The sequence below is a fragment of the Thomasclavelia saccharogumia DSM 17460 genome (genome assembly GCF_000686665.1).
Taxonomy (GTDB): Bacteria; Bacillota_I; Bacilli_A; order Erysipelotrichales; family Coprobacillaceae; genus Thomasclavelia; species Thomasclavelia saccharogumia.
Window position 1 is genome coordinate 1 of record NZ_JMLH01000016.1, and the last position, 25,824, is coordinate 25,824.

Annotated in this window: 16 protein-coding genes; all 16 read right to left on the minus strand. The window is 32.3% G+C overall.

Features of this window, described 5'->3' with window-relative positions; genetic code table 11:
- Window positions 1–3,002 (minus strand): glycoside hydrolase family 3 protein (locus BR82_RS15150; protein ID WP_147590212.1); only part of this gene is annotated, 3,002 nt, incomplete at its 3' end.
- Window positions 3,003–3,412: 410 nt separating this feature from the next.
- Window positions 3,413–9,280, minus strand: a complete 5,868-nt coding sequence (locus BR82_RS15155; RefSeq protein WP_051592745.1) for a GH92 family glycosyl hydrolase — start codon at window positions 9,278–9,280, stop codon at window positions 3,413–3,415.
- 112 nt (window positions 9,281–9,392) lie between these two features.
- A complete protein-coding gene (locus BR82_RS0105150; RefSeq protein WP_027089318.1) occupies window positions 9,393–9,701 on the minus strand; it encodes a PTS fructose-like transporter subunit IIB in 309 nt (102 codons plus the stop codon).
- Between the two features lie 15 nt (window positions 9,702–9,716).
- A complete protein-coding gene (locus tag BR82_RS0105155; RefSeq protein ID WP_027089319.1) occupies window positions 9,717–10,790 on the minus strand; it encodes a PTS fructose transporter subunit EIIC in 1,074 nt (357 codons plus the stop codon).
- A 2-nt stretch (window positions 10,791–10,792) separates the two neighbouring features.
- Window positions 10,793–11,245 (minus strand): PTS sugar transporter subunit IIA, encoded by a 453-nt coding sequence (locus BR82_RS0105160; protein WP_027089320.1) that lies wholly within the window; start codon window positions 11,243–11,245, stop codon window positions 10,793–10,795.
- A gap of 2 nt (window positions 11,246–11,247) precedes the next feature.
- On the minus strand, window positions 11,248–13,287 hold the full coding sequence (locus BR82_RS0105165; RefSeq protein WP_027089321.1) for a BglG family transcription antiterminator: 2,040 nt from the start codon (window positions 13,285–13,287) through the stop codon (window positions 11,248–11,250).
- Between the two features lie 219 nt (window positions 13,288–13,506).
- A complete protein-coding gene (gene trxB, locus BR82_RS0105170; protein ID WP_027089322.1) occupies window positions 13,507–14,421 on the minus strand; it encodes a thioredoxin-disulfide reductase in 915 nt (304 codons plus the stop codon).
- A gap of 178 nt (window positions 14,422–14,599) precedes the next feature.
- Complete coding sequence (locus tag BR82_RS0105175) at window positions 14,600–14,983, minus strand: DUF956 family protein (RefSeq protein WP_027089323.1); 384 nt, start codon at window positions 14,981–14,983, stop codon at window positions 14,600–14,602.
- A 45-nt stretch (window positions 14,984–15,028) separates the two neighbouring features.
- Entirely contained in the window at window positions 15,029–15,946 is a 918-nt protein-coding gene (locus BR82_RS0105180; RefSeq protein WP_027089324.1) for a PTS system mannose/fructose/sorbose family transporter subunit IID, read from the minus strand.
- Window positions 15,947–15,969: 23 nt separating this feature from the next.
- Window positions 15,970–16,782, minus strand: coding sequence for a PTS mannose/fructose/sorbose transporter subunit IIC (locus BR82_RS0105185; protein ID WP_027089325.1), 813 nt, complete (start codon window positions 16,780–16,782; stop codon window positions 15,970–15,972).
- Window positions 16,783–16,807: 25 nt separating this feature from the next.
- Window positions 16,808–17,797, minus strand: a complete 990-nt coding sequence (locus tag BR82_RS0105190) for a mannose/fructose/sorbose PTS transporter subunit IIA (RefSeq protein ID WP_027089326.1) — start codon at window positions 17,795–17,797, stop codon at window positions 16,808–16,810.
- 315 nt (window positions 17,798–18,112) lie between these two features.
- Complete coding sequence (locus BR82_RS0105195; RefSeq protein WP_027089327.1) at window positions 18,113–18,940, minus strand: PRD domain-containing protein; 828 nt, start codon at window positions 18,938–18,940, stop codon at window positions 18,113–18,115.
- A 20-nt stretch (window positions 18,941–18,960) separates the two neighbouring features.
- The gene (locus BR82_RS0105200) at window positions 18,961–21,060 is read right to left on the minus strand and encodes a PTS sugar transporter subunit IIABC (RefSeq protein ID WP_084300702.1); all 2,100 of its coding nucleotides are present in this window, start codon (window positions 21,058–21,060) and stop codon (window positions 18,961–18,963) included.
- A 188-nt stretch (window positions 21,061–21,248) separates the two neighbouring features.
- Window positions 21,249–22,049: a prolipoprotein diacylglyceryl transferase gene (gene lgt / locus BR82_RS0105205; RefSeq protein ID WP_027089329.1), complete on the minus strand. Its 801-nt coding sequence runs from the start codon at window positions 22,047–22,049 to the stop codon at window positions 21,249–21,251.
- Between the two features lie 3 nt (window positions 22,050–22,052).
- Entirely contained in the window at window positions 22,053–22,988 is a 936-nt protein-coding gene (gene hprK, locus BR82_RS0105210; RefSeq protein ID WP_027089330.1) for an HPr(Ser) kinase/phosphatase, read from the minus strand.
- A 13-nt stretch (window positions 22,989–23,001) separates the two neighbouring features.
- On the minus strand, window positions 23,002–25,824 hold the full coding sequence (gene uvrA / locus BR82_RS0105215; protein ID WP_027089331.1) for an excinuclease ABC subunit UvrA: 2,823 nt from the start codon (window positions 25,822–25,824) through the stop codon (window positions 23,002–23,004).

Consider the following 25,824-nt stretch of genomic DNA (forward strand, 5'->3'; position numbering starts at 1 on the left):
AATTTTTCTGCAAATACTGCCCATGTTGCTTCTGTATACAATGTTTCATCTTTTCCTTCAACCATACTTACTAATGAGCGTAAGTCTGCTTTATCTCCCTTGATGAAACTTAACATTTGAATTGCTGTTGCTAATCGATCAAATGATGCATCTACTGCTTCTTGTGTTGCTGTAGCATCTGCTAATAATGCTTCTGCTTCTGCTAATGCTGCATTGAATTCATTTGCTACTGCTGGTACTACTTGTGCTAATTCTTCTTCACTTACATTATTTGCAACTTCTACTGCAATTGATAATGCTACTTTATTTACTGTTGATACTTCTGATTTTGCTGAACTTAAGTATTCATCTAATCCGGCATGTTGTGTGAATGCTCCGATTTCTACTTCTACACCATTTTCTGCTCCGATTTTCTTGAATTGTGTTGAATCCATGATTACATTCAATACATTGCGTGTTGCTTTTTGTAAATCTCCTAATGGAAGTGTTACTCCTGTTGTTGCTGCAATTGATGCTGATGATCCACCTGGCATGATCAAGTCATTTCCGGCATGCATTGAGTTTACTGGTGTTGATTGTCCTCCACCCCAGTCTGTCATGATCAATCCGTTGAATCCCCATTCTCCTCTTGCTAAATCTGTACATAGATCATAATCATCTGCTGCTGGCATTCCATTATTTAAGTTATAAGATGTCATGATTCCCATTGGATTTGATGTTTCTACTGCAATTTCAAATCCTTTTAAATAGATTTCTCTTAATGCTCTTTCACTAATTGTATTGTTTACTGCATTACGATTATTTTCTTGGTTATTTCCAGCATAGTGTTTGATTGTTACACCGATACCTTCATGGCTTTGTACACCCATTGTTGTTGATGCTGCTGTTACTCCAGCTACTAATGGATCTTCTGAATAATATTCAAAGTTACGTCCACATAATGGATTTCTATGAATGTTCATTCCTGGAGCTAACCACATTGTTACTCCCATTTCTACCATTTCTTCTCCAATTGCAGTACCAAATTCTTCTGCAACATCTTTATCCCAGCTTTGAGCAATTAATGTTCCGATTGGGAATGCTGTACAATATTGATAATATGTTGTTCCATCTTCTTCATAACTTTGTGTAATACGGATTCCTGCTGGACCATCAGCTAATACGATATTTGGAATTGTTCTTGTTTCATAATATCTACCTGTTGTTTCACCTGCTGCTCCTTGTACTGAGTTACTTTGAGCCCCGATGATTGGTGTACTACTTCCACCCCAACCAATTCCTTCTACGATATATGACATTTCTTCAACACTTAGACTTGCTAGGAATTCTTCCATACTTACATTACCTTGGTATACATCAAGTAATGTTGGATTTTCCATCGTTTTTTCTACTACTACGATATTTTCTTCGTATGGTTCGATTAACTGACTTGGTGTTGTGTTATTTCCACTTGGTTCTTTTGTATATCGTGGATTTGCTTCTTGATCTACTGCTTCATAATCACTATCTTCAAATACATATGTTGTTACACTTTCATCATCATATTCTGATGCATTGTTTTCTGTTGTGATATCTGATGCACTTATTGTAAATCTTTCTGCACCTGCAATCTCTTCTGCCTCTCCCGCATATGTATATGGTGCTACACCATCATTTGATAAAAGATCAATTTCTTCATCCTGCACCATTTGATTGCTTAATTGTTCTGTTGTTGCTGTTGTATCCAATGTGATTACTCCAGCTACACTTGTATTTCTTGAGCTGTTTCCAACTCTTACTACATAATCTCCAGCTTCCATAATATAAGCTGCTCTGTCTTCTGAGTATGAAGACATCTCTGTTGTTTTATATGTTAATGTTAATGTTTGTGATTCTCCAGGTTTTAGCTCATCTGTTTTTTCATATGCTGCTAATTCCTGGTATGGTTTTTCTAATTCTCCATCAGGAGCTGAGAAATATACTTCAACTACTTCTTTTCCTGAATATTCTGTTCCAACATTTGTTACTCTTACATCTACTGTTACGTTTTCAGCATCTACTGTTACATCTGTTACATCTAGATTGAAATCTGTATATGATAAACCATATCCAAATTCATATGCTGGTGTTACATTAAATGTATCAAAGTAACGATATCCTACATAAATATCATCTGTATAATCTTCTTGTGTTATATTATCATCATTACTACTAAATGTTTCAGATGATGGATAGTCTTCATAATCTACTGCCCAAGTATCTGTTAATTTACCAGATGGTGTAACTTCACCATTAAGTACTTTGACAACTGCATCGCCACCGCGCATTCCTGCTTGTGACATTAAGAATAATGAGTCTAATCCTTCAATTTCATTAAAGAATTTTGTATCAATAATTCCACCAACATTCAATACAACGATAGTATTTTCAAAATTTGCTGCTACTTTTTCTAAGTTAGCTCTTTCAATTTCTGATAATTGGTAGTCTCCAGCTGTATTTGTTCTATCACTACCTTCACCAGAATTACGTGCGATTACATAAACTACAGTATTTGTTCCATTAACTTTAGCTTCTTCGATTTGGGCATCTGTGATTTCTGTTTCATCTACAAATGGAGCACCCCACATTCCGCCACTATTTCCACCGTTTTCATCATAATATGTTTCGTATTCACTTAACCAGCTTTCAGAAGTAACATTATATCCAGCATTTTTAAATCCGTCCCATACAGTTACTACAGAACGCTGATTGACATCACCAGAACCTGTACCACCTTTTACAGTTTCAACAGCTCCTTTACCAAATAATGCCACATTTCCACTTTTAGCCATTGGAAGTACATTATTTTCATTTTCTAATAAGACCATCCCTTGAGTTGCAAGGTTCATTGAAAGTTCAGCATTTTTTTCTTCACGTGCAGAAACACTGCCATCGATACTTTTTGCAAATGCTGGTACTGCACTAGTCACAGCAAGCGCCATCGACATTGAAGTAGCCAATATTCGTTTACTAGTTTTCTTCATATATTTTCTCTCTCCTCTTCTTCAATAAGACATAAATAGTTATAACTGTCTTTTATAATGAACGCGCGCTTTTTCACAAAAAAAGACATCAGCAATACTAATTATAAAAACAAGTTTTTATAATTTTTTGTATAGCTAATGCCTGCCTAACCAGTTACACACTACATATATCTTTTACACTATTAACTATACGCCAGAAAGCGCTTTCTGTCAATTAGTAAATGCTAATTTTTAAGATTTTTTATTTTTTTATCCATAATTTTTACAAGATATTACTGATTTATAATTTAAACCATCATGTTATTCTTTAAAATATTACAAATTTTAATATAAAAAGCTATCTTCATGTTATAAATACTTATAACTGAATGATAGCTTTTTATTTATTGTGAGAGAAAACTTTTCAATTATTAATTAGATTCTTTTCTTTTTTTATTTGCAACTAGTATAGCTGAAGCAAGAGCTAATCCAGCAACTGGATATACAAAGTTTACAGTATCTCCTGTCTTAATTGCACTTTCTTTTCCACCATCAACACTTGTTGAAACATTTGGTTTAATTACTTCAGCAGGTAAAGATGATTTTACTTCTAATCCTGCTATAGCTGTTTCCATTGCTGCTTGCGCGTTAGCAACTTCTGCTTCTGTTGCTTCTGGATTATCTAACACTGCCTGTACATTATTTAATGTTTCTTGCAATACATTCCATGATTCAGCTGTATAACTAGCAGCATTCAAACCTTGGGCTTTATTAATTAGGTCATTTAATAAGTCTTTATTTGGTTTTAATCTTAAGTCTAAGAAAGCTTTTACTAATTCTGTATATACTTCATCGACTTCATCCTGCATTGCATTTTCATCTGCTAATACATCATTTGCTTTTTCTAATACTGGCAACATTGCATTCCATGTTGATTCGAAATATTTACTTTCATCTAATCCATTGATTTGATCTACTTGTTTTTGTAATGCTGTTTTATCACCTTGATAGAATTCTAACATCTGCATTGCATTTGCTAGTCGATCAAAGGCGTTATTTACTTCAACTTGTGTAGCTTTTTCATTACTGTATACTGCTTTAGCATTTTCTAATGCTTCATTGAATTCAGTTACTACAGCTGGTACAACATTTTCTAAATCGGCAGTTTCTGCCATATCAATAGCTATAGCCAATGCTGTCTTATTAGCTTTATCAATTAAAACAACTTCTACTTCAACAACGTCATCTGGCATTACAAATGTACCAGTATAACCATTATCTGTCGCACTTACAGTAATTGAAGTTCCATTTACTTTAACATCTGTTAATACTTTTTTACTACTAATATCTGAAATATTGATAGTTACAACTTTTCCTGCTTTTGATGAATCAATTACATTACCTTCACTATCAGTAAATTCGACTTTTGCATTGTCACCTAAATTATCGCTTAAACTGATATCATAATCTTTATCTTCACCGAAAATTACTACAATATCATGTGCTTTATCAACATTTTCTAAAACGATTGTATTTGTTCCAGGAACAAAGTCAGCAACTGGTTCACCATCTACTGTCACAGCTACAGTTTTATAACCATCATTTGGTGCTACTTCTAATGTAAAGTTTTCACCATACTCAACATCAAAGTCACTTGTTACTAGAGAACCTTCTCCTTCAACTGTAACATTTTGAGTCAAGATCTTACTGAAATCAAAGTAATCAACATTAGCAACATATGCTTTGTTTGCATCAACAGAATCATTTCCTACAAATGTAAAGTATACATCATGTAATCCTACAAATTGTTCTTGTACATCTTCTGGAATATCTACTGTTGTTGTTACATAATTACTCCATCCGCCAGTATGAGTAGTATCTACTGTAAATAGAGCATCACCATCTCTAGAATCTAAGCGAACTTCGATTTCACCTTTTTGACATCCATCACTATTTTGAACAGAATATCTTACTTCTAACTGATTTGGTGCAACTGTAAAGTCTACATCTCTATATCCAACCCATGTATCCTTTTTAACGCCACCAATGTTAGGTCCATCATTTACAATACTGCTATGACTTGTATCATATGTTTCAGCTTCAATTTTTGCTAAACCATCTCTAATATTTGAAATACGATTTAAAATATTTTGTAAAGCTGTATATTGAGCTACGATTTCATCTTGAGTAGCATCAGGGTCATCAACTACCGCTTGTGCTGCTGCAATACCATCATTTATCAATTGTTTAACAGCTTCACCTAAATTTGTTTGATCTACTGCTTTAGCAGATTCAATTACTTTGCTTAATAAATCTTTATCAATAGATGAGTAATCATTAGTATAACCAATTAATTCAACTTCTGATAATGTAGTTCCACCTTTTAGTGATAATTTATAATATTGGTATCCATTTGTACCATCACTACTAAATGGACGAGTATATCTACCCCATTCAAATTCTACATTTTCTCTACTTGAAAGTTCAGACCAAGTTTCTCCATCATTTGAACCATATAATACAAATGAATCTGGAGCTTCAGCTTGTTGATCTTTTGTAGATGTTAAAGTTAACATATTAACTTTAACTGGTCTAATAAAGCTATAATATAAGTCAGTATCTTCAGTAAATGTTGCTGCATTATTTGAATTATTATCGAATAAATTAGTAATATCTGTGATATCATTTCCAGCAACAGTGTCTTTATTCACATTTGTGCTAAATTCTTCTTGAACATTTATATTTGCAACTGTTAAATCTTCTTGTGGATTAGGAATATCAGTTCCAGTAGTAAGTGAAGTTCCTTCTCCTTCGATTCCCCATTCTTTATTAGGTGTAGATCCCATATTAAATACGATTTCTCCACCATCAGTTAATGTTTTTGAAGAAATAAAACTTGAGTTATAAGCTTCACCATTAACAGTCATTGATTGAATATATACATTATCATCACTGTTATTATTTGCTTTAATCGTTAATGTTTTACCACTTTCTAAATGAATCGTTGCTTCTTCATATAATGGAGAACCAATTGCAAATTCACCACTACCCATATTTACTGGGAAGAATCCTAATGATGATAATACTTGCCATCCACTCATTTCACCATTATCTTCATCACCTATATAACCTTGTCCAAAATCTGCACCAACATAACATCTATGTAATACATCTCGAACTAATGCTTGTGTTTTCCATGGCTGTTTAGCGTAATTATACATATAGATAATTCCGTGTGATGGTTGATTACTATGACCATATTGTCCTAGTTTAACTTCACGTGCTTCTCTTTGTTCATGAATACCACCAACTCCATCAACAGCATTATATCCATTGTAAGTTCCTTTTGTTGTAAAGATAGTATCCATTCTTTCCCCTAGGGCTTCAGGTCCACCGTATAAGTTAGCTAAACCATTTCCATCTTGTGGTACTGTAACAGTCATGTTATATGCATCTGTTTCAGTGTAGTCTCCACCCCAGAATACTGGATCAAAACTATCTCCACTTGTCCATTCACCACTAGCGTTTTTACCTTTAAACCATTTTTCAGTAGGATCATCTGATGATCCATCAAATAATTTTACATAATTTAATGCTCTATTACGATAATAATCTGCTTCATCTTGATAAGTTTGAGCAGCTTCGTTGTCTCCTGCTTCTAATGCTTCATCAGCAAGTCTTTGAGCCATTTGTGAAATTCCATAGTCATTGATATATCCTTCCATTGACCATGAGAATCCTTCACCAGTTGAATTAGTTGTATATCCTCTAAAGATAGAAGTTGTTAATTCAGCTCTACCACCTAAAGTAAGATTTTCAACATTAGCAACAGCTGCATTCTTTAATGAAGCTTTATAAGCATCTTCTAATTCGAAGTCTGCACCTTTAGCAGCTGCATCACCGAAAATAACATCTGAACTAGTTCCTACCATTGAGTTAGTTCCACCTGGAGCAACCCATCTAGGAACCCAGCCACCGTCATTGTAATGTTCAACTAAACCATTTAACATTTCTTCATATTTAGAAGGTGTTAATAATTGGTATCCAGCCCATGTTGTATGATATGTATCCCAGAAACCATTATTATAATATAATTCACCCTCTTTTACTTCATCACTTACCGTACTCTTATATTCCCATACTGGATCTTCATTAGTTCCGGTATTTTCAGATAATAAGTTTGGATAAGCAAACATACGATATAAATTTGAATAAAGAGTTACTTTTTGTTCATGAGTAGCACCTTTAACAGTGATAACATCTAATTTATCGTTCCATTCTTCACGTGCTTCATTATAGACATCATCATAATCTTTTCCGTCCATTTCTAATTCTAAATTCTTTTTAGCTTGTTCATAACTGATGAAAGATGTTGCAACTCTCATTTCTACAGTTTCAGCATCACCAAAGTTTAGAATTGCGGAATTTTGATTACTATTTCCATAGCGTTCAGTTGTCCACTCAGTATCAAATTCACCATATACATACATAGTTTTCATACCATTACTATTTGGATTTGATTGAGCAGTGAATGATTTTTTATCATCATTTAAAGTGACTTTTTTATCACTTCCCCGAACAGTATCTAAAATTACATTATGATAAGTTGCATCTTCAGTAAATGTAAATTTAGTAGCAGAACCATGTACAGTTGGTGATAATTCTAGTTTAGAGCCTTGTGCATTTCCTTCAGTAAATTCTACTGCATAATAATGTGCTTTTGCAGTTTCGTTTTCGTGTGAGAAAACAGCTGCTCTTTCACTAGCACCAATTGATTCTGTTCCATTAGGATCAATACTTGTATTAACCATATATTCCCAGTTTCCACGATCTCCAACCCAATAACTTGGTTCATGGCTTACTGTGATATGTTTCAATGTTCCTGTTGTTCCATTTTGTTGATATGTATACAACTTGTTATCACCACTATTTGTTACTGGTGCCCAGAAGTTAAAGCCATGAGGCATTGTTACAAGAGGTGCTGTTAATCCACGAGAGAAATTAGCTGTATCATTCGTTCCGCGTAAAATATTTACATATTCAGCTAAATTATCATCATCATAATCTTCTAAAGCTTCTTCAAAAATCTTGATATCATCTAAATAATTTTTAAAATCAACATCTTCATCAGCTTTATTGTCTTTGTTATCATAAGCAACTAAAACCTCAGTAATTACTTTCCCTCTTAAACTTGGATATTCTCCTAAGCGAGCAGTAATTTTATTCCATTGATTAGTTAATAATGTACGTGAATCTCCTTGTCCTTGTGGTGTTAATAAATTTCCATTAGTATCATCAATACCTACATCACTTAAATATGTTCCATCAGCAAATTTTAAATCTACTGCCATATTCATTTGAGTCCAGTTATAATCATATTCACTATCAACTAAACCTGGGAAAATTAAATAACTTAAAGCAGTATTTTCATCGATTGTAATATTCAAATCCTTATATAAAACATTCCATGAATGTGCCGCCTCTGTTCCTAAATGTGTTCCTGAAATTTCAAGAGCATATTCATCGTCCCAACCTGCATTAGCTTTTTGATTCCATGCTTCAGTAGGTCCTGTTGAAATTTTAGTAACCATTGTTGGTTCTTGAACTTCTTCTTTTTCTTGTCCAGTTCCTAATAATAAATCAGCAAATTGTGTCATTTGACCGTTACCTTTATTTGCAGTTATCTCAATTTTATAATATTGATAAGCTGCAGGATCAGAAATCATCATTTCTTTTGTTTCGTAACGTTTTTCAAATGTTTGATCACTTTGTTGATCTATTACTGTCCATGTTTCACCATCAGTTGAACCATAGAAAGTCCATGTCTTAGGATCACGATCTGGAGCATCGTTAGCAGATACTAAAGCATAGCGATCTAATGTTTTTGCTTCATCAAAAGCAAATTCAACATGTACTGGATTTTCAGTACTTGGAACATTATCGTTAGTTAAAAACTTAGTTCCGCTGTCACTATCAAATAACTTGATTTTTCTTTCAGCATCATTAAAATCATTACTTCCAGTAACAGTACTAAGTACGACTGAAGTTGTAATATCACCTTTAATCTTTTCAGCTGGTACAAAACCTTTGATATTTTCACTACCCTTTGTTTCATCAACCGTACTTTCTAAAAATCCTGGTTCATCATTAAATGAAGTGTGCCAAAGAATCTCATCTTGTGTTAATTGATTTCTCTTTTCTACTGCTAATACATTAATTGGACATGCACTAATAACAGTTGAAACAGTAATCAATCCACTTGCAAGACACGAAAAAATTTGTTTCTTCTTTCCTTTCATATTTTCCTCCTTCTCTTATAACTCTTTACATATTAACTTTAACACAATAATTATGTAGATAAAAGTTGTAATATTTGTAACTTTTTTTACAAAAATTAATAGGCAACGCTTATCAACTAAATGTTTTTTTTATTTTTACCATTAATGGCTCTGCTTTTTTTATGATATCAGAAACACCCATCTGGACAACTTTTTTGCCTTTAAAACGTTCTATCCCTTTAATTGCAACATCATTAACCAAAACCACGCAAACTGCTTCTTGAATATCTTTAGCAGTTAACTTGTTTTCTACCCCTGCTCCTCCCTGCGTCTCTATCTTTACTTCGATTCCTAATTTTTTCCCTGCCATTACTAATACCTCGGCTGCCATATAAGTATGTGCTACACCAGAAGGACATGCAGTTACACCTACAACTTTCATTTTATACCTCCAATTTTATAACTCTGTAAATTCAATATCTAAATCATCTTCTACTTGAGTTTCTTTATCATAATCTGTTATATCTTTATTATCCTTCTTTAAAAAATTTACCATCAATGCTGTTATTAAAGATCCAACTACTATACCCAAAATATATCCTAAGCGTCCTTCGACAACAGGTAACACTATTAATCCTCCCCACGGTGCATGATTCAGTACTCCCATCAAAAAAGGAATTATATTCCCGATGGCTGCCCCAACTACAATCGAAGGAATTACTCGTAATGGATCATTAGCAGCAAAGGGAATTGCTCCTTCTGTAATCCCTACAGTACCCATAATAATAGCTGCCTTCCCAGCTTCTTTTTCTTCAGTATTATATTTTTTCGGTGCCAATAATGTTGCAATTCCCATTCCGATTGGTGGTGTACAAATAGCTACACCAACACCTCCCATTAAATATGGTAAAGTATCTACCTGTGTTTGTGCAAACAGCGTTGCTACTTTATTGACTGGTCCACCCATATCAAATGCTGTCATAGCTCCTAATATAGCTGCTAATGGGATTTTCCCTGCACGATTCAATGAATTTAACCAATTAGTTAAGCTATCCATAAGCAATGAAATAGGAACACCAATTACCCAAACAATAATTCCTCCAGTAATCAAAGTTCCAAATAATGGGTATAAAAAAATCGATCCCAATGATTTTAAAGAAATTGGCAATTTTATTTTCTTTAATGCCTTTACTACATATCCAGCAATAAATCCCGCTACTATTCCGCCTAAAAAACCTGCCCCAATTTGATCAGCAAGATATGCACCTATCATTCCTGGTGCCAATCCTGGTCTATCGGCAATCGAATATGCAATATATCCACCTAATACTGATACAAACAATTCTAATCCCGCATTCCCAATTTTGGCTAGATCTCCTAGCCATCCTGTCCCTGGTGTTGCTGCTCCTTCAGGATTTAACATAACTGCCAAAGAAAACAAAACACCTCCTGCAACAATAAACGGTATCATATGTGATGTACCGGTTAATAAATGTTTTTTGATTGTTGAAACTTTTTCTTTGAATTGCATTATTATACCTCCAACCCTTCACATAACAATTTGTAAACCTCATCTTTATCGCTGATTGTCAATCGATTTCTGAAGTCATCATGCATTAGTTTACGTGCTAGTTTTGATAATATTTGCATATGTAAATTCTCAGTATTATCTTTGGGAACCGCAATTAATATAACAATATTTGCAACTTCCTTAGTTTTTTCATTCCAAACAATCTCATTATTTAATCTACCAAAACAAACTGCCGGCTCAATTACATTATTTGTTCTTCCATGTGGCAAACCAATCTTATACCCAATCGCTGTTGGAGCAATTTTCTCTCGATTTAATACATCTTGATAAAAATCATCTACCCCTGTAATTTTTTTTTGACTCTTCAATCTTTTTACCAATGTTAAAATTGCTTCATTTTTATCACATGTTTCAATATCAAAAACTATGCATTCTTTTTGAATAATTGAACTCACTTTTATATCACCTTCCTTTCACAGTTCAATAATATCTGATATGCTTCATACAAATCATCACATTCAGTTAATTGGGCTATAACATCAGTATTTGTAATCATTCTTACCCACGTTATTATAGCAGGTATGTGTTCTTTTTTATCTTTACTTGCTAAAACAAATACTAATTTAATTGTCTTATCTTTGAATTTTATTGGCTGTTTATTTATCAACAGACTCATTGTACTTTGTTTGATTGCTTCGTTACTCTCACCGTGTAATAAAGCAAAGCTTTCATCTGTTACAGAATAGAAACCAAGATCTTCAATTCCTGCAAATATCTCATCAACATAATTTTTGTTGATAAGCCCTTTTTGTAACAAAATATCAGTACTAACATTGACAGATTCTTGCCAACTCATTTTTTCATCTACCATTCGCATATTTTCATACATTAATAAATCACTTAGTTTATTTATTTTTTTTATGGTCTTTTTTTCTAATTGATTTCCTAACTCTTTTTGAATAACATCAAGAACTCTTAAACGCTGATCATCTGTTAAAAAGTCTAGGTGCTGATTAATTGAATAATAATGAGCAAGAGTTGTTTTTCTTGGTATTCCTTTATTCCTCATATTAATAAAATCTTGTTGGGTTAAAATAGGATTAACACAAATCAACTCAATATCAACTGGTAATTTGACTGGAGAAGTAGAAACGACATAATCAATATCATTCCATTTTTGATAACTATTTATTCTATATGTAGGTATAATATCTACTATTGTTACTTGAAACTCATTCATTAATGTTTCTTTTAACATCGTCGATGTTCCATAACCAAATCCACACACTAATAAAATATGTTTATACTCATTATCTTTTATTCTTTTCATACTAGCAATAAAATGAATTGCTAGATAAGTAATTTCTGTATCATTATTAATTTGATCAAGTAATTCAATTTCCTTAGTTACTGATAAAACTATTTCAAATACCTTGATATCACTATTTGATAGAATAGAAGTGATATTGTCATTCAGCTTTATTCCTTGTTTTAATCTAGTAATCAAAGCAGACATATGATTCATTAATCCTTCAAAAAGAATTTCATCTTTTTCAAATGGCAAATCAATTTTTTCTGACATAAGTAAAATAAATTGTTTGGTTATTGTTTCCACCTGGATGACATCCATAGATTGTTCATATTTACCATATTTGTTAGTATAATTTAGTAGTTGTACTAGACTTTGCTGTTCTTTTAATGTCAATTTTTTTTGTATAATATTTTCTAACTCATTTATTGATGCATCAAAAATCGTTAATTCAACGGGATTTATATTTGTTTTTTCTAAAGGATATGTTTTATTATTTATGATATGAAACAATAAGATTAGAACATTAGCTACATACCATTTATATAGTTGATCTGTTAATAAAAATTGCATACTATCTAACAGCTCATCTATCCATTTCACAACATCTTTCAAACTAATAAAATTAAAAGATTTATTAATAATTTCTAGGATTTTCGCTTCAAATGCATTAATTAATACTTTATTCCCTGCAACTAAATCTACATATTTTTCAAACTCTTCAATCATTAAATTAGTAATATTAATTTCATTCCCAATCAATTTAAAGTATTGATTATATTGAATATTAATATGTTTTTTCAATAATTGAGTTTCTAGTAAGTCTAAATCATTTTTTAATGTTGATCTAGAAACCTGAAGTTCTGAAGAAAGTTTATTTAATTTAACTTGTTGAGGATCTAAAAGTAAGAGTAACAAGATCAATGATATTCGATTATCTTGAGTATAAATAAATTCATCACCCTGTTCAAAATCGTTTAATGATAATGTGTCTGGAAATAACAGCCGTCCTTTGGGTAATTTTTGAATCATTGGTAATTTTTGCATTTCTAAAAAATCATTTATTTTTTCAATATCATATCGAATTAATCTTTCTTTGATATCTAATACTTTAGAAACATCTTTAAAAGTCGTATCTTTTTCGTTGTAAAGATAATGTATAATTCTCAGCATTCTCCCATTTATCATTTTTATTCCTCCCTGCACCGCCTCCCTTAATTATTATCATAACGAGAAAGGCTTTTAATTTGTAGATAGAAGTTTTGTAAGAATATTTTCCAACATTTAACACATTAAACAATTTACTTAAATTTTTAATTTATTTTTCGTATTTTATTATAGAATTATTAGCAATATCTTTCTAGAATAAATTATCAAACAAAATAAAAATATCCAGTATCTGGATATTTAATCAATTGATTCAATATAATTGGCAATTTGCTGTCCAGCAATAGCCCCATCATTGGTCGCTGTAACAACCTGCCGCAATATTTTTTTTCTAACATCTCCAGCTGCATAAAGACCCATTATTTTAGTTTGCATTGTTTCGTCAGTAATAATATAGCCATTATTATCTGTAATTCCTAAATCGCTTATAAATTCAGTAACTGGATCTAATCCAACAAATGGAAAAACTGCTTTTACTGCCAATTCACTAAGTTCACCTGTCTTACTATCTTCTAATACCAATTTGTCAACTTTATTATCTTTAGCAATTAAATGATGCGGTTTCTTTAAAAAATGGATTTCAACTTTATCATTGCTAAAAATATGATTTTGAATAATCTTATCTGCGCGAAAAACATCACGACGAACAATCAAATGAACTCTATTGGCAAACTTTGTTAGATAGATAGCTTCTTCTAAGGCTGAATTACCGCCTCCAATAACCGCTACATCATCACCTTTGAAAAAGGGTCCATCACAAACAGCACAATAAGAAACACCATGTCCTGTCAATTCGTTTTCTAAAGGTATTCCCATTTTTCTTTCCTTCGTCCCTGTTGCAATTAGAACAGTTTTAGATTGATATGTTTTATCAGTTGTAATAACTTCTTTATAATTTTGATGATCAACGATTTTTACTACTTCACCATATTCTTGTCTTCCTCCAAAAGACAAGGCGTGTTCATACATTTCATAAGCTAATTCAGGTCCTGTTTTCTTTTTTTGACCAGGCCAATTTTCAATTTCAGCACTAACATTCAATTTTCCTCCAGGAGCTCCAGCATCTAACACCAAAACTTCTAAACCAGCTCGTGAAGCATATAAACAAGCACTTAATCCTGCCGGACCAGCTCCAACAATTATTAAATCAATCATTTTAACACACTCCTTCTATAATAAAATAATTATTTTAATCCAAATTTATGATACCCTCAAATATACATATATTAATCATTGGATATTATTTATTGAAATTTTTTATAGTATAACACAACTTTTATAATAGTTATATTATTATGCTTTATTATAAATAAATAGACTCTGGATTCAGAGTCTATTTATGTTTTTTTCTAGTAAAGAGTGCTTTGATTCCACGTTTAATAACTTGAAAAAAGCTTAATGAACGAACTAAATTTTCTGAGGCAATATATTTATTGACCGCTCGTAATAATGCTTTATTATCACGAGATGAAAATATAAAATTACCATTACTTTTCGTAGCAACTGCAAATCGAGGAATCCATTTACCTTTAAACATAACTGAAGCCATCACATAATTAACTTCTTCCCATGGAATTTGGATATAATCTCTAACATTTTTTTCGTTGTAAAATTCAAATGCCTTATCTCCTATCATAATTTTACCATAATTTGCAAGTCCTAAATATGAAGTTGCTTTAATCGTAAAATCTACCTTGGTATTTAAAGATTGTACCATTTTTTTTCTCCTCTACAGTTTATTTTTATCAAGCTATTTTATATATTACATTATTCCACCAAGACGAGCAAGAATACCTACAACAAATAATGCGATGATAATAACGATTGGTGAAACTTTTTTCTTTAATAACCAGCAGCATAATAGAGTTAATAATAAAGCTGCTAATCCAGGAATAAGCTGATCTAAGTTTTGTTGTAATGTTGTAACTTTTTCAACATTTAAACCTGTAGCTCCTAAAGAACTATATTGTTCTAATGCTGATTTAATACCTTCAGCTGTTCCTTCTATTTGACTCCAATCAATGTAAGCACCTTCAGATTGTGTTACAGTAGAAACGATTGGTGTAAATGAAATACTTACCCAACGTTCAACTAATGCACCGATAATAAACATACCAAGAATTGATGCACCCTGAGTAACTTTTCCAATTAAACCACCTGATAAATCTTGTGCAATTGAAGTACCAACTTTGTATCCAAATTCTTGTGTATACCATAAGAAAGCGATACGAATAATATTCCATGCAAAGAAGAATAATAATGGTCCAATAATATTTCCACTTAATGCAAGAGAAGCACCTAAAGCTCCTAAAATTGGACGAAGAGTGAACCAGAATACTGGATCCCCAACCCCTGCAAGAGGTCCCATCATACCAACTTTAACCCCTTGAATAGCTTGGTCATTGATTTCAATACCATTAGCACGTTCTTCTTCTAGTGCTAATGTAACCCCCATAACTGGAGCTGATACATATGGATGTGTATTGTAGAATTCCATGTGTCTCTTTAATGCTGCAATACGATCATCTTTATTTGGATATAATTTTTTGATAGCTGGAATAATTGAATAACACCAACCACCATTTTGCATACGTTCATAGTTCCAAGAACCTTGAAGGAACTGATGACGCCAAGCAACTGACATACGATCTTTTTTTGATAATTTAATTTTTTCTGCCATTGTTTCTTTCCTCCTTCAAGATTTTAATAATCATTTAAAATATCACCTAATGGATCACCGGTACCAGTTCCGCCTCCGTTAGATCCACCATTTTCTTTTAATCCTAAATAAATAAGTGCTAAAGCAACACCAATTGCTCCTAATGCAATTAATGTTAATTCATTAATTGCTGCTAATACGAAACCTAAAGCGAAGAATGGCCAAGTTTCTTTAGTAGACATCATGTTGATTACCATTGCATAACCTACAGCAGCAACCATTCCTCCACCAACAGTCATACCACCTGATAACCATTCTGGCATTTGATTTAAAGCATTAGTTACAGTTTCAGCTGGAACTACACATAATAATGCAGCAGGAATAGCAATACGAATACCTTGTAATAAAATTGCTAAAATTTGCCACATATCGATTGCACGCATATCTCCTCTTTCAGCAGCAGCATCCATAAAGTGAACCATAGGAATTGCAATAGTACGACATACCATTGTTAAGAATAAACCAGCTACTGATAGTGGAATAGCAACTGCAATTGCAGTAGAAATAGCAGTTTGTACATTAGTATCTCCACCTTGTAAACCTAATACCATGATAATAGCTGATGCTACAGAAGCTAATGCAGCATCTGGTGCAACTGCGGCACCAACGTTAGCCCATCCTAGAGCTATCATTTGAAGTGATCCACCTAACATAACCCCTTCAGTTAAGTGTCCACTTACTAAACCAATTAAAGTACACGCCACTATTGGTTGATGGAATTGGAACTCATCCAATACTCCTTCCATACCAGCCAATAGGGCAATTATAATAATTAAAATTATTGTAATAATATTCATTATAAACCCTCCTGTTATTCAATTTTTAAGTATTTGCTAATTCAGCTTTTGCTTTTTTAAGAAGTGTGTCAATATTTTCATTTGAATCAGTTGGTACTTTACGTACATTGAAAGTGACTCCTTTAGCTTTGATCTTCTCAATTGTTTTTACATCATCTTTACCCATTGCAATTGCTTTATTAACAACAACTTTTCCGATTGAGTGAGCCATAGAACCAATATTTAATTCTTTGATCTCTACTCCTCCTTCAATTGCACGTAATGCATCTTGAGGTGTTTCAAATAATAACATTGCTTTCGTATTTCCAAAACGCGGATCTTTAGCAACCTTAATCATTTTGTCAACAGGTACAACATGAGCTTTAACTCCTGGTGGCGCTGCTTGTTCGATCATCTTCTTACGTAAATCATCATGCGCTACAGAATCTGATACGACGATAATACGATTTGGCTGTGTCATTTTTGTCCAAGTTGTAGCAACTTGTCCATGTAATAAACGAGTATCAATACGTGCCAAAACATATTTAATTTTTCCATCACCAATTACAGTTCCTTCTGGAATAGCACCTTGTGCTTGTCCACTTGCTGCAGGCGCAGCTTTTGGTTTTTCAGGTTCTAATGATTCTGGACGAGTTTTAACTCCTTCTCTAGCTACACTTGTAATATGCGTAGCAATTTCATGAGCAGTTTCCATAGATAAGCGTGAAGCATATGTCTCAATCAACATTGGTAAATTTAAACCTGTTACGATTGCCCATTTGTCTTCATGTCCATCAATCAAACCATTAGCTTGATTAAATGGTGTTCCACCCCATAAGTCAACCAAGAATAATACTTCATCTTGATTATCAAAAGTGGCAATTGCTTTTTCCATTTTTGCTCTAAGGTCATTTGGTCCTTCACTTGGTTGTAGCGTTACAGCTTTGACATTCGCTTGTTCACCGAAAATCATAGATCCTGATTGCATAATTCCAGTAGCGAAGTCCCCATGACTAGCAAGAATAATTCCTACCATTATATTTTTCCTCCCTTTCTTTTAAATACTTAGTAATGTAAAAAAAGCAGACAAAAACTATTCTAGAGAGATTGTTATTTTTATTATTTATATAAAACGTCAAAAAACCTCCCTTAAAAAATAGTTAATGCCTGCTTAACAGTTACACACTATAAAGTATTCAATTTATGTAATAATAATATCATTTATAATTACACTCTGTCAAGAATTGATTTCCATCATTAATAAAAACATGCTGTTAAACTTAAATTTTATCACTAATAATTTTATTTTTAGCAGATAAATTATTCATATTCTATCATAAACATCTAAATATTAATAAATACCTGATAATATTCTTTCTAAATGTAACGCTAAATACCCAACTTCTGTATCTGGTAATTCTTTTTTTAGCACTTTGGATAAAGCATCACACATATTACAAGCTTGTTCATACGCAAAAGGAAATTTATCTTTGGTAAATTCACTTATATCCATTTGAAGTTTTTCATCAGAATTAACTCTTAAAATCAAAAATTTAATATGATTCATTAATCGTACATATGATATTGACTGAACATCTATTACAATATTCAAATCTTTTTGTAATTTGACAATTCCTTCATGGATAACTCGCATTGCTTCCATTGATTCGGCCACTTGATTAGACGAAACTGCTGAATGAATATGCAAAGTTATAAATCCCACTTCATCATCATTAATTACTTTAGATGTATACTTTTTAATTACCTCTTTGCCTTCTAATGCCACTTCATATTCATCTGGAAATAACAATCTTATATCGTTAATAAATGGATTTGATGGCATAATATTTTCTTCCATTCTTTTTATTGCAAAATAAATATGATCTGCTAAAGGTAATAAAATATCGTTATTAACTTTCTCAAACTTTTGAACTGCAAGCTTTATTATTTCAGAGGCTACTTCTAGAAAAATCGGATCAATATATTCCATTATCTCGTCAGATTTTTTCTTGGCATTAAATCCTTTTTGCATAAGATACTTCTTTGCGTTTCTGGGTATCTCAAAATGCTCATTTACTTTTTTTGCAAAACCAATACCTTTATACATTATAATAGCCTCTTCACTTCCATTAGTAGCTAAAATAGTATTATTATTCAATACCTTTATGACCTTATACATATTTCTCTTCCCTCTCTTAATTAATAACTTATCTTTAAAATAGTAACCCCTCTTTTTATTTCACCATATTTTTTTTCAATATTATAATTACCTTCCATTTTTGTAATTACCAACAAGATATTTTCGTTCGTTGAATTTGACTTAATATATTCTAAATCTGCATTCCATAACAAATCCCCCTTTTTTACTCTTTGATTTAATTTAACAAGAACTTCAAATCCAACACCATTTAATTTTACTGTATCTGTTCCAAAATGTAAAAGTAATTCACATCCATTATCTAATCTTAATCCAATAGCATGTTTGGTTGGGTATACCATTGTTACAACACCATCACAAGGAGCAACGATCAAGCCATGAGAAGGTTTGATCATTACACCATCACCTAAAAGTTTATGTGAAAAAATTTGATCACAAGAGTCTTCTATCGGCAAAACCTCACCATCTACAATATTGCCCAATTCTATACATGACTGATTATACACTATTTCTTGTTGATAATCATCTAATTCAACTGGTACATTTAATAAATACTCGTCTAATTTACTCTTTATTGATGAGGCTTTAGGTCCATATATTATCTGGATTCCCTTACCTTGTACAACTATCGCTGCAGCACCTGATTGTTTCAACAAACCCTCATTCAATTTTTCACTATCTACGATCGTAGCTCGTAATCTAGTAATACAACAATCTATCTCTGCAAAATTATCTCTTCCTCCTAACCCCCTAACAATAAGTTGTGATTGTTTATCAATTTCAACATTATTTATAGGTTTATTATCACCAATTTTATATTTCTTAAAAATAGATAATTTATCATTGTCATCTCTACCAGGGGTTTTTAAATCATATTTCTTGATCAAATATTTAAAACTAAAATAATATAATAAAAAATATATAATTCCAATTGGAATTATTAACATCCAATTTGTTTTGCTATTTCCCTGGAGGACACCAAAAGTAATAAAATCAATTAATCCTCCGGAAAAAGTTAGACCAATCGCAATATCAAACATATGTGCTATCATATAAGCACTTCCTGCTAAAAGCACCTGAACTCCAAAAAGTAGAGGAGCTGCAAATAAGAATGAAAATTCTATCGGTTCGGTGATTCCAGTTAAAACACTAGTCAAAGTGGCTGATAATAATAAACTTCCTATCGCTTTTTTAGATTCCGGCTTTGCACAATGATACATCGCCAATGCAGCTCCTGGTAAACCAAATATCATAAATATAAATTCACCAGTAAAATATTTAGTTGCTTCACTGCTAAAATGAACAGTATTAGGATCCGCTAACTGCGCAAAGAAAATATTTTGACCACCATGTACTAAAACCCCATCAACTACCATCGATCCACCTATAGCCGTTTGCCAAAATGGTAGATAAAAAACATGATGTAACCCAAAAGGAACTAAAAGTCGTTTAATAACACCGTATATAAAAGTCCCGAAGTATCCAGATGTAGAAACAAACTTTCCTAAAACGTATATAGAGCTTTGAATAAATGGCCATAGATAAAACATAAGGATCCCAACGAACAAAAAAACTATTGTTGAAATGATGGGAATAAATCGTTCACCTTCAAAAAAAGACAGTACACTAGGAAATTCTATATCATAGAACCTATTATGTAAAAAGCTAACTCCTAACCCAACAATAATTCCGCCAAAAACACCCATTTCTAGTGAAAGCATACCGCAAACTGACGTTATTGTCCCATCTAAAACAGTGGAATCAATGATTTGATTATCAAGAATGATTTCGTTTAATGTCAACATCCCATTTATTGTCGTATGCATTACAAAAAAAGCAATAATTGCAGAAAGAACCGCTACCTCTTTAGCTTTCTTTGCCATTCCTAAAGCAACTGCCGCTGCAAATATTAATGGTAAATTATTAAAAATACCACTACCAACTTTAGTTAAAATTATTAAAAAATTATTCAAAAAAGTTCCTTTTCCTAAAATTGCTTCTAAATGTAATGAAGCAATTGTCGTCTCATTAGTTAATGAACTTCCTATTCCTGAAAATAATCCGGCAATTGGTAATACTGCAATTGGAAGCATAAAACTACGACCTATTCTTTGCAAAATACTAAATATTCTCGTTTTCATACTATCCCCCATTCTAGATATTATTGCTTAAAAAACATCTTCACAAAGCCATTATAACTATAATAATCACCATATCCTCTTAATGTCAACCAATTAAAGCCAAATTTTTTAACTTATTTTTATAACTTAAAATAAAAATTGATAGAAAATCATAGTTGATCAGCCATGATCCTATCAATTATATTTTGTCATGCTTTTATTGCTGGTTTTCCATTTCTTTTACAATATACATAACCTGCAAGACCAACTAATACAAAAACAATAGAGACTAATTGAGCTGTTTTTAATCCCATAAAGTACAAACTATCTGTTCTTAATCCTTCGATAAAGAATCTAAAGAATCCATACCAAATAAAGTAACTAAAAAACTGTTCTCCTTGTTTAGTCTGAATTTTTCGTATCAAAAAATAAATAACAAAAAAACCAATTATATTTGCGATAGATTCATATAAAAAAGTTGGATGATAATACTGCCCGTTGATATACATACCATTGATAATAAACTCCGGAAGATGTAACGATTTTAAAAAATCTAAACTTACAGCACTACCAAATGCTTCCTGGTTAAAAAAATTTCCCCAGCGTCCTAAAGCCTGAGCAATTAATACGCCTGGCATAATTGCATCACCAGCAATTAAAAATTCAATTTTATGTCTCTTAAAATACCACCAGCTAAATATCAATCCCGCTAATATCCCCCCTTGAATTGCAAGTCCGCCATGTCTAAACATTATAATTTCAAGAGGATCATTTGCATATAATTCATTCCACATGAATATTACGTACCAAATTCTTGCTCCAATTATACCAGTAATCATTAAACCATAGAAGTAATCAGATAAAATTTCTTTATCAAAACCCATTTTTTTAAAATTGTATTGGCCTATTTTATAAGCAATAAGGGCACCTGCAATAATGCAAACTGCATACCAGGCAATTGAAAAAGAACCAATTTGAACAAATGTTTTGCCATCAGGAAAAAACGTCATATTTTACTCCTTATTCTTATTAATATTTTTTAAAATCCGATCAACAAATTCTTTACTAGAATCTACGCCGTATTCGCGTAAGCGCATGTTCATTACAGCAGCTTCAATAATTACTGACATACTACGTCCACTTGATACTGGAACAACAATTTTAGGAATCTTTACCCCTAAAATTTCTTCTGTTGAGTCATTTTCTTCAACACCCACTCGAGTATATTCACGAGATGGAACCCAACGGTCTAACTGGATTATTAAATCAACAGTATCTTTATCTAAAATCGAGCTAATTCCAAACATCTTCGAAACATCAATAACTCCAATACCACGAATCTCTAATAAATTAGCTAATACTTCTGGGGCTTTACCTACAATATTTTGTCCTAAATGATATAATTCAACAGCATCATCTGCCACTAATAAATGTCCTCTTTTAAGTAATTCTAAAGCAATTTCTGATTTTCCAATACCACTATCACCTTTAATAATAACTCCTTTTCCATAAATGTTTAAAAACACTCCATGTATCAAAGTTTCGGGAGCTAAAGCTTCGTCAAGTTTGTTAGTTAATTCAATTGATACTCTTCCAGTCGCTGCTTCAGTTACAAATATTGGAAAATCTTTTTGTTTTGCAATATCTATTAAGATAGGTGGGCATTCATTTCCTTTAGCAATAATAATGCAAGGAACCTCTTCATTAATTAAAAAAGGAAAAATTTCACGCTGTCTTTCTTCAGACATTTCATTAATAAAAGCTGATTCTTTATCACCGAAAATAATTATTCTCCGAAAATCACTATGCTTAAAAAAACCAGCTAATTCAAATCCTGGTCGATTTATTTCAGCAACATAGATCGGTCTTTCTAAAGCTTTTTCATTACCAGTAACTTGAACATAATGCTCCTTATTTAATATTTCACCAACTGTAATTGATTTTGGCATTCTTACATCCTCCCTACAACATTCTCTTTAAAAAACTTCCAGTATAACTCTCTTCACATTTAGCAACTTTTTCTGGTGTGCCCGCTACTACAACTGTTCCACCACCATCGCCGCCTTCAGGTCCTAAATCAACAATATAATCAGCTACTTTAATAACATCCAAATTATGCTCGATTATAATAACTGAATCTCCTTGATCAACAATTCTCTGTAATACATCGATCAATCTTGAAACATCGTTGCTATGTAATCCTGTTGTTGGTTCATCAAGAATATATACCGTTTTGCCCGTCGCTTTTTTTTGTAATTCGCTCGCCAATTTAACTCTTTGAGCTTCCCCGCCAGATAAAGTAGTAGCACTTTGTCCTAATTTAATATATCCTAAACCAACATCTTGTAAAGTCTGTAATTTAGCTTTTATCTTAGGCAGATTTCCAAAAAATTCTACGGCATCTTCGATCGTCATTTCTAAAACATCATAAATATTTTTCCCTTTATAAGTTACTTGTAAAGTTTCTTCATTATATCTTTTTCCTCCGCATTGTTCACATGGGACATATACATCAGGTAAAAAATGCATTGAGATACGTTTTAAACCATCACCTTGACAAGCTTCACAACGTCCTCCTTTGACATTGAAACTGAAACGTCCTTTATCATAGCCGCGCATTTTAGCTTCATTTGTTTGTGCAAACAAATCTCGAATATCATCAAAGACTCCTGTATAAGTAACTGGATTAGAACGTGGCGTTCTTCCAATTGGATCTTGGCTTACTTCGATAACTTTATCAATATTTTCTAAACCTAAAATTGCTTTATGTTTACCTGGTTTTTCTTTAGCGTGATATATTTTTGCACGCATTGCTTTACCCATGATTTCGTTAACTAAAGTACTCTTACCACTACCAGAAACACCTGTTACTACAGACATACAGCCAAGAGGAAATTTAACATTGATATTTTTTAAATTATTTTCTTGGGCCCCTTTGATTTGAATAAAGTTACCATTGCCTTTACGCCGTTTTTTAGGAACATCTATTTTCAAGCGTCCTGATAAGTATTGTCCTGTAATTGACGTCTTACAATTCATTACTTCTTCAGGGGTTCCAGCCACAATGACCTGTCCCCCATGAACGCCAGCACCTGGTCCAATATCAACGATAAAATCACTTGCGCGCATTGTATCTTCATCATGTTCAACAACTAAAACACTATTACCTAGATCACGAATATTTTGTAAGGTCGCAATCAATTTATCATTATCACGTTGATGTAATCCAATTGAAGGTTCATCTAATACATATAATACTCCGGTCAATCTTGAACCAATTTGCGTTGCCAGTCTGATTCGTTGTGCTTCGCCACCAGAAAGACCACCCGCCTTTCTTGACAAAGTTAAATAACCTAGTCCCACATCATTTAAAAAACCTAAACGATCCTTTATTTCTTTTAGGACTAAATGAGCAATTTTTTCTTCATATTCACTAAGTTTAAGTTCATCAACAAATTGTAATGCTTTTTTTATCGACATATCAGTAAATTCACTAATATTCAAACCGCCAACGCGAACACTTAATACCTGATCATTTAATCTTCTTCCTTTACAAGTAGGACATGTATGTTCAGCCATAAATGAAGCATACCACTCTTTTGACCAAGATGAAGTAGTTTCTTCAAATCTTCTTTTTATTAAAGTTTTTACACCCTCAATAGGTTTAGTTGTTTTTGATACATTACCACTACTAGAAACAATTTGATATGAGATTGGTTTATCTGAACCATCTAAAATAATCTTTAATTCTTTTTTAGTGAAGTCTTTTAATGGCTTATCTAAATCAATCTTATATGTTTTACACAAAACTAAAAATCTTTGCCATTCAACCCTATCAGTTCCTACTGAAGTTTTAAAATAACGCAATCCCCCTTGATTAATACTCAAATTCCAATCAGGAATCAACAAATCATCATCTACTTCATTTTTGATCCCTAATCCTCGACAATCAGGACAAGCACCTAATGGATTATTAAATGAAAATAATCGTGGTTCTAATTTTGGAACACTAAAACCACAAATTGGACATGCTAGATGTTCCGAAAACAGTGCTTCACTGCCATCACTTAAATTAGAAACAATTACTTCACCACCAGTAAGTTTTAACCCAACTTCTAATGAATCAATCAAACGACTACGAAAACCTTCTTTTTTTACAATTCGATCAATTACTACATCAATATTATGCTTCTTATTCTTATCTAAATCAATATCTTCATCTAACAGTTTAACTTCACCATCAACCTGAACTCTAATATACCCATCTTTCAATAAATCTTCAAATAAATCCTTAAATGTACCCTTTTGATTTTTTACCAATCGAGCTAATACTTGCAATTTACTGCCATCAGGATATTTATCAATAGTATCTGCCATTTGTTTAATCGTTTGCGATTCAATTATAGTACCATGCTGAGGGCAATAAGCTTTACCAATTCGAGCATACAACAATCTCAAATAATCAAATATCTCCGTAACAGTTCCAACTGTAGAACGGGGATTATTTGAAGTCGTTTTTTGATCAATAGCAATAGCTGGTGATAATCCTTCAATACTATCGACATCTGGTTTTTCCATATTTCCTAAAAATTGTCTCGCATATGCACTTAATGATTCTACATAACGTCGCTGTCCCTCTGCATAAATAGTATCAAATGCCAAAGAAGTTTTACCCGAACCTGATAACCCTGTCATAATAACTAATTTATTTTTCGGTATTTCAATATTAATATTTTTTAAATTATTTTCTCTGGCGCCTTTAATAACTAATTTATCGTTTTCCAT

Bases quoted from the DNA above. Each gene is read 5' to 3' on its own strand.
- BR82_RS15155 (WP_051592745.1), bottom strand. From the start codon at position 9,280: ATGAAAGGAAAGAAGAAACAAATTTTTTCGTGTCTTGCAAGTGGATTG.
- BR82_RS0105150 (WP_027089318.1), bottom strand. From the start codon at position 9,701: ATGAAAGTTGTAGGTGTAACTGCATGTCCTTCTGGTGTAGCACATACT.
- BR82_RS0105155 (WP_027089319.1), bottom strand. From the start codon at position 10,790: ATGCAATTCAAAGAAAAAGTTTCAACAATCAAAAAACATTTATTAACC.
- BR82_RS0105165 (WP_027089321.1), bottom strand. From the start codon at position 13,287: ATGATAAATGGGAGAATGCTGAGAATTATACATTATCTTTACAACGAA.
- trxB (WP_027089322.1), bottom strand. From the start codon at position 14,421: ATGATTGATTTAATAATTGTTGGAGCTGGTCCGGCAGGATTAAGTGCT.
- BR82_RS0105175 (WP_027089323.1), bottom strand. From the start codon at position 14,983: ATGGTACAATCTTTAAATACCAAGGTAGATTTTACGATTAAAGCAACT.
- BR82_RS0105180 (WP_027089324.1), bottom strand. From the start codon at position 15,946: ATGGCAGAAAAAATTAAATTATCAAAAAAAGATCGTATGTCAGTTGCT.
- BR82_RS0105185 (WP_027089325.1), bottom strand. From the start codon at position 16,782: ATGAATATTATTACAATAATTTTAATTATTATAATTGCCCTATTGGCT.
- BR82_RS0105190 (WP_027089326.1), bottom strand. From the start codon at position 17,797: ATGGTAGGAATTATTCTTGCTAGTCATGGGGACTTCGCTACTGGAATT.
- BR82_RS0105195 (WP_027089327.1), bottom strand. From the start codon at position 18,940: ATGTATAAGGTCATAAAGGTATTGAATAATAATACTATTTTAGCTACT.
- BR82_RS0105200 (WP_084300702.1), bottom strand. From the start codon at position 21,060: ATGAAAACGAGAATATTTAGTATTTTGCAAAGAATAGGTCGTAGTTTT.
- lgt (WP_027089329.1), bottom strand. From the start codon at position 22,049: ATGACGTTTTTTCCTGATGGCAAAACATTTGTTCAAATTGGTTCTTTT.
- hprK (WP_027089330.1), bottom strand. From the start codon at position 22,988: ATGCCAAAATCAATTACAGTTGGTGAAATATTAAATAAGGAGCATTAT.
- uvrA (WP_027089331.1), bottom strand. From the start codon at position 25,824: ATGGAAAACGATAAATTAGTTATTAAAGGCGCCAGAGAAAATAATTTA.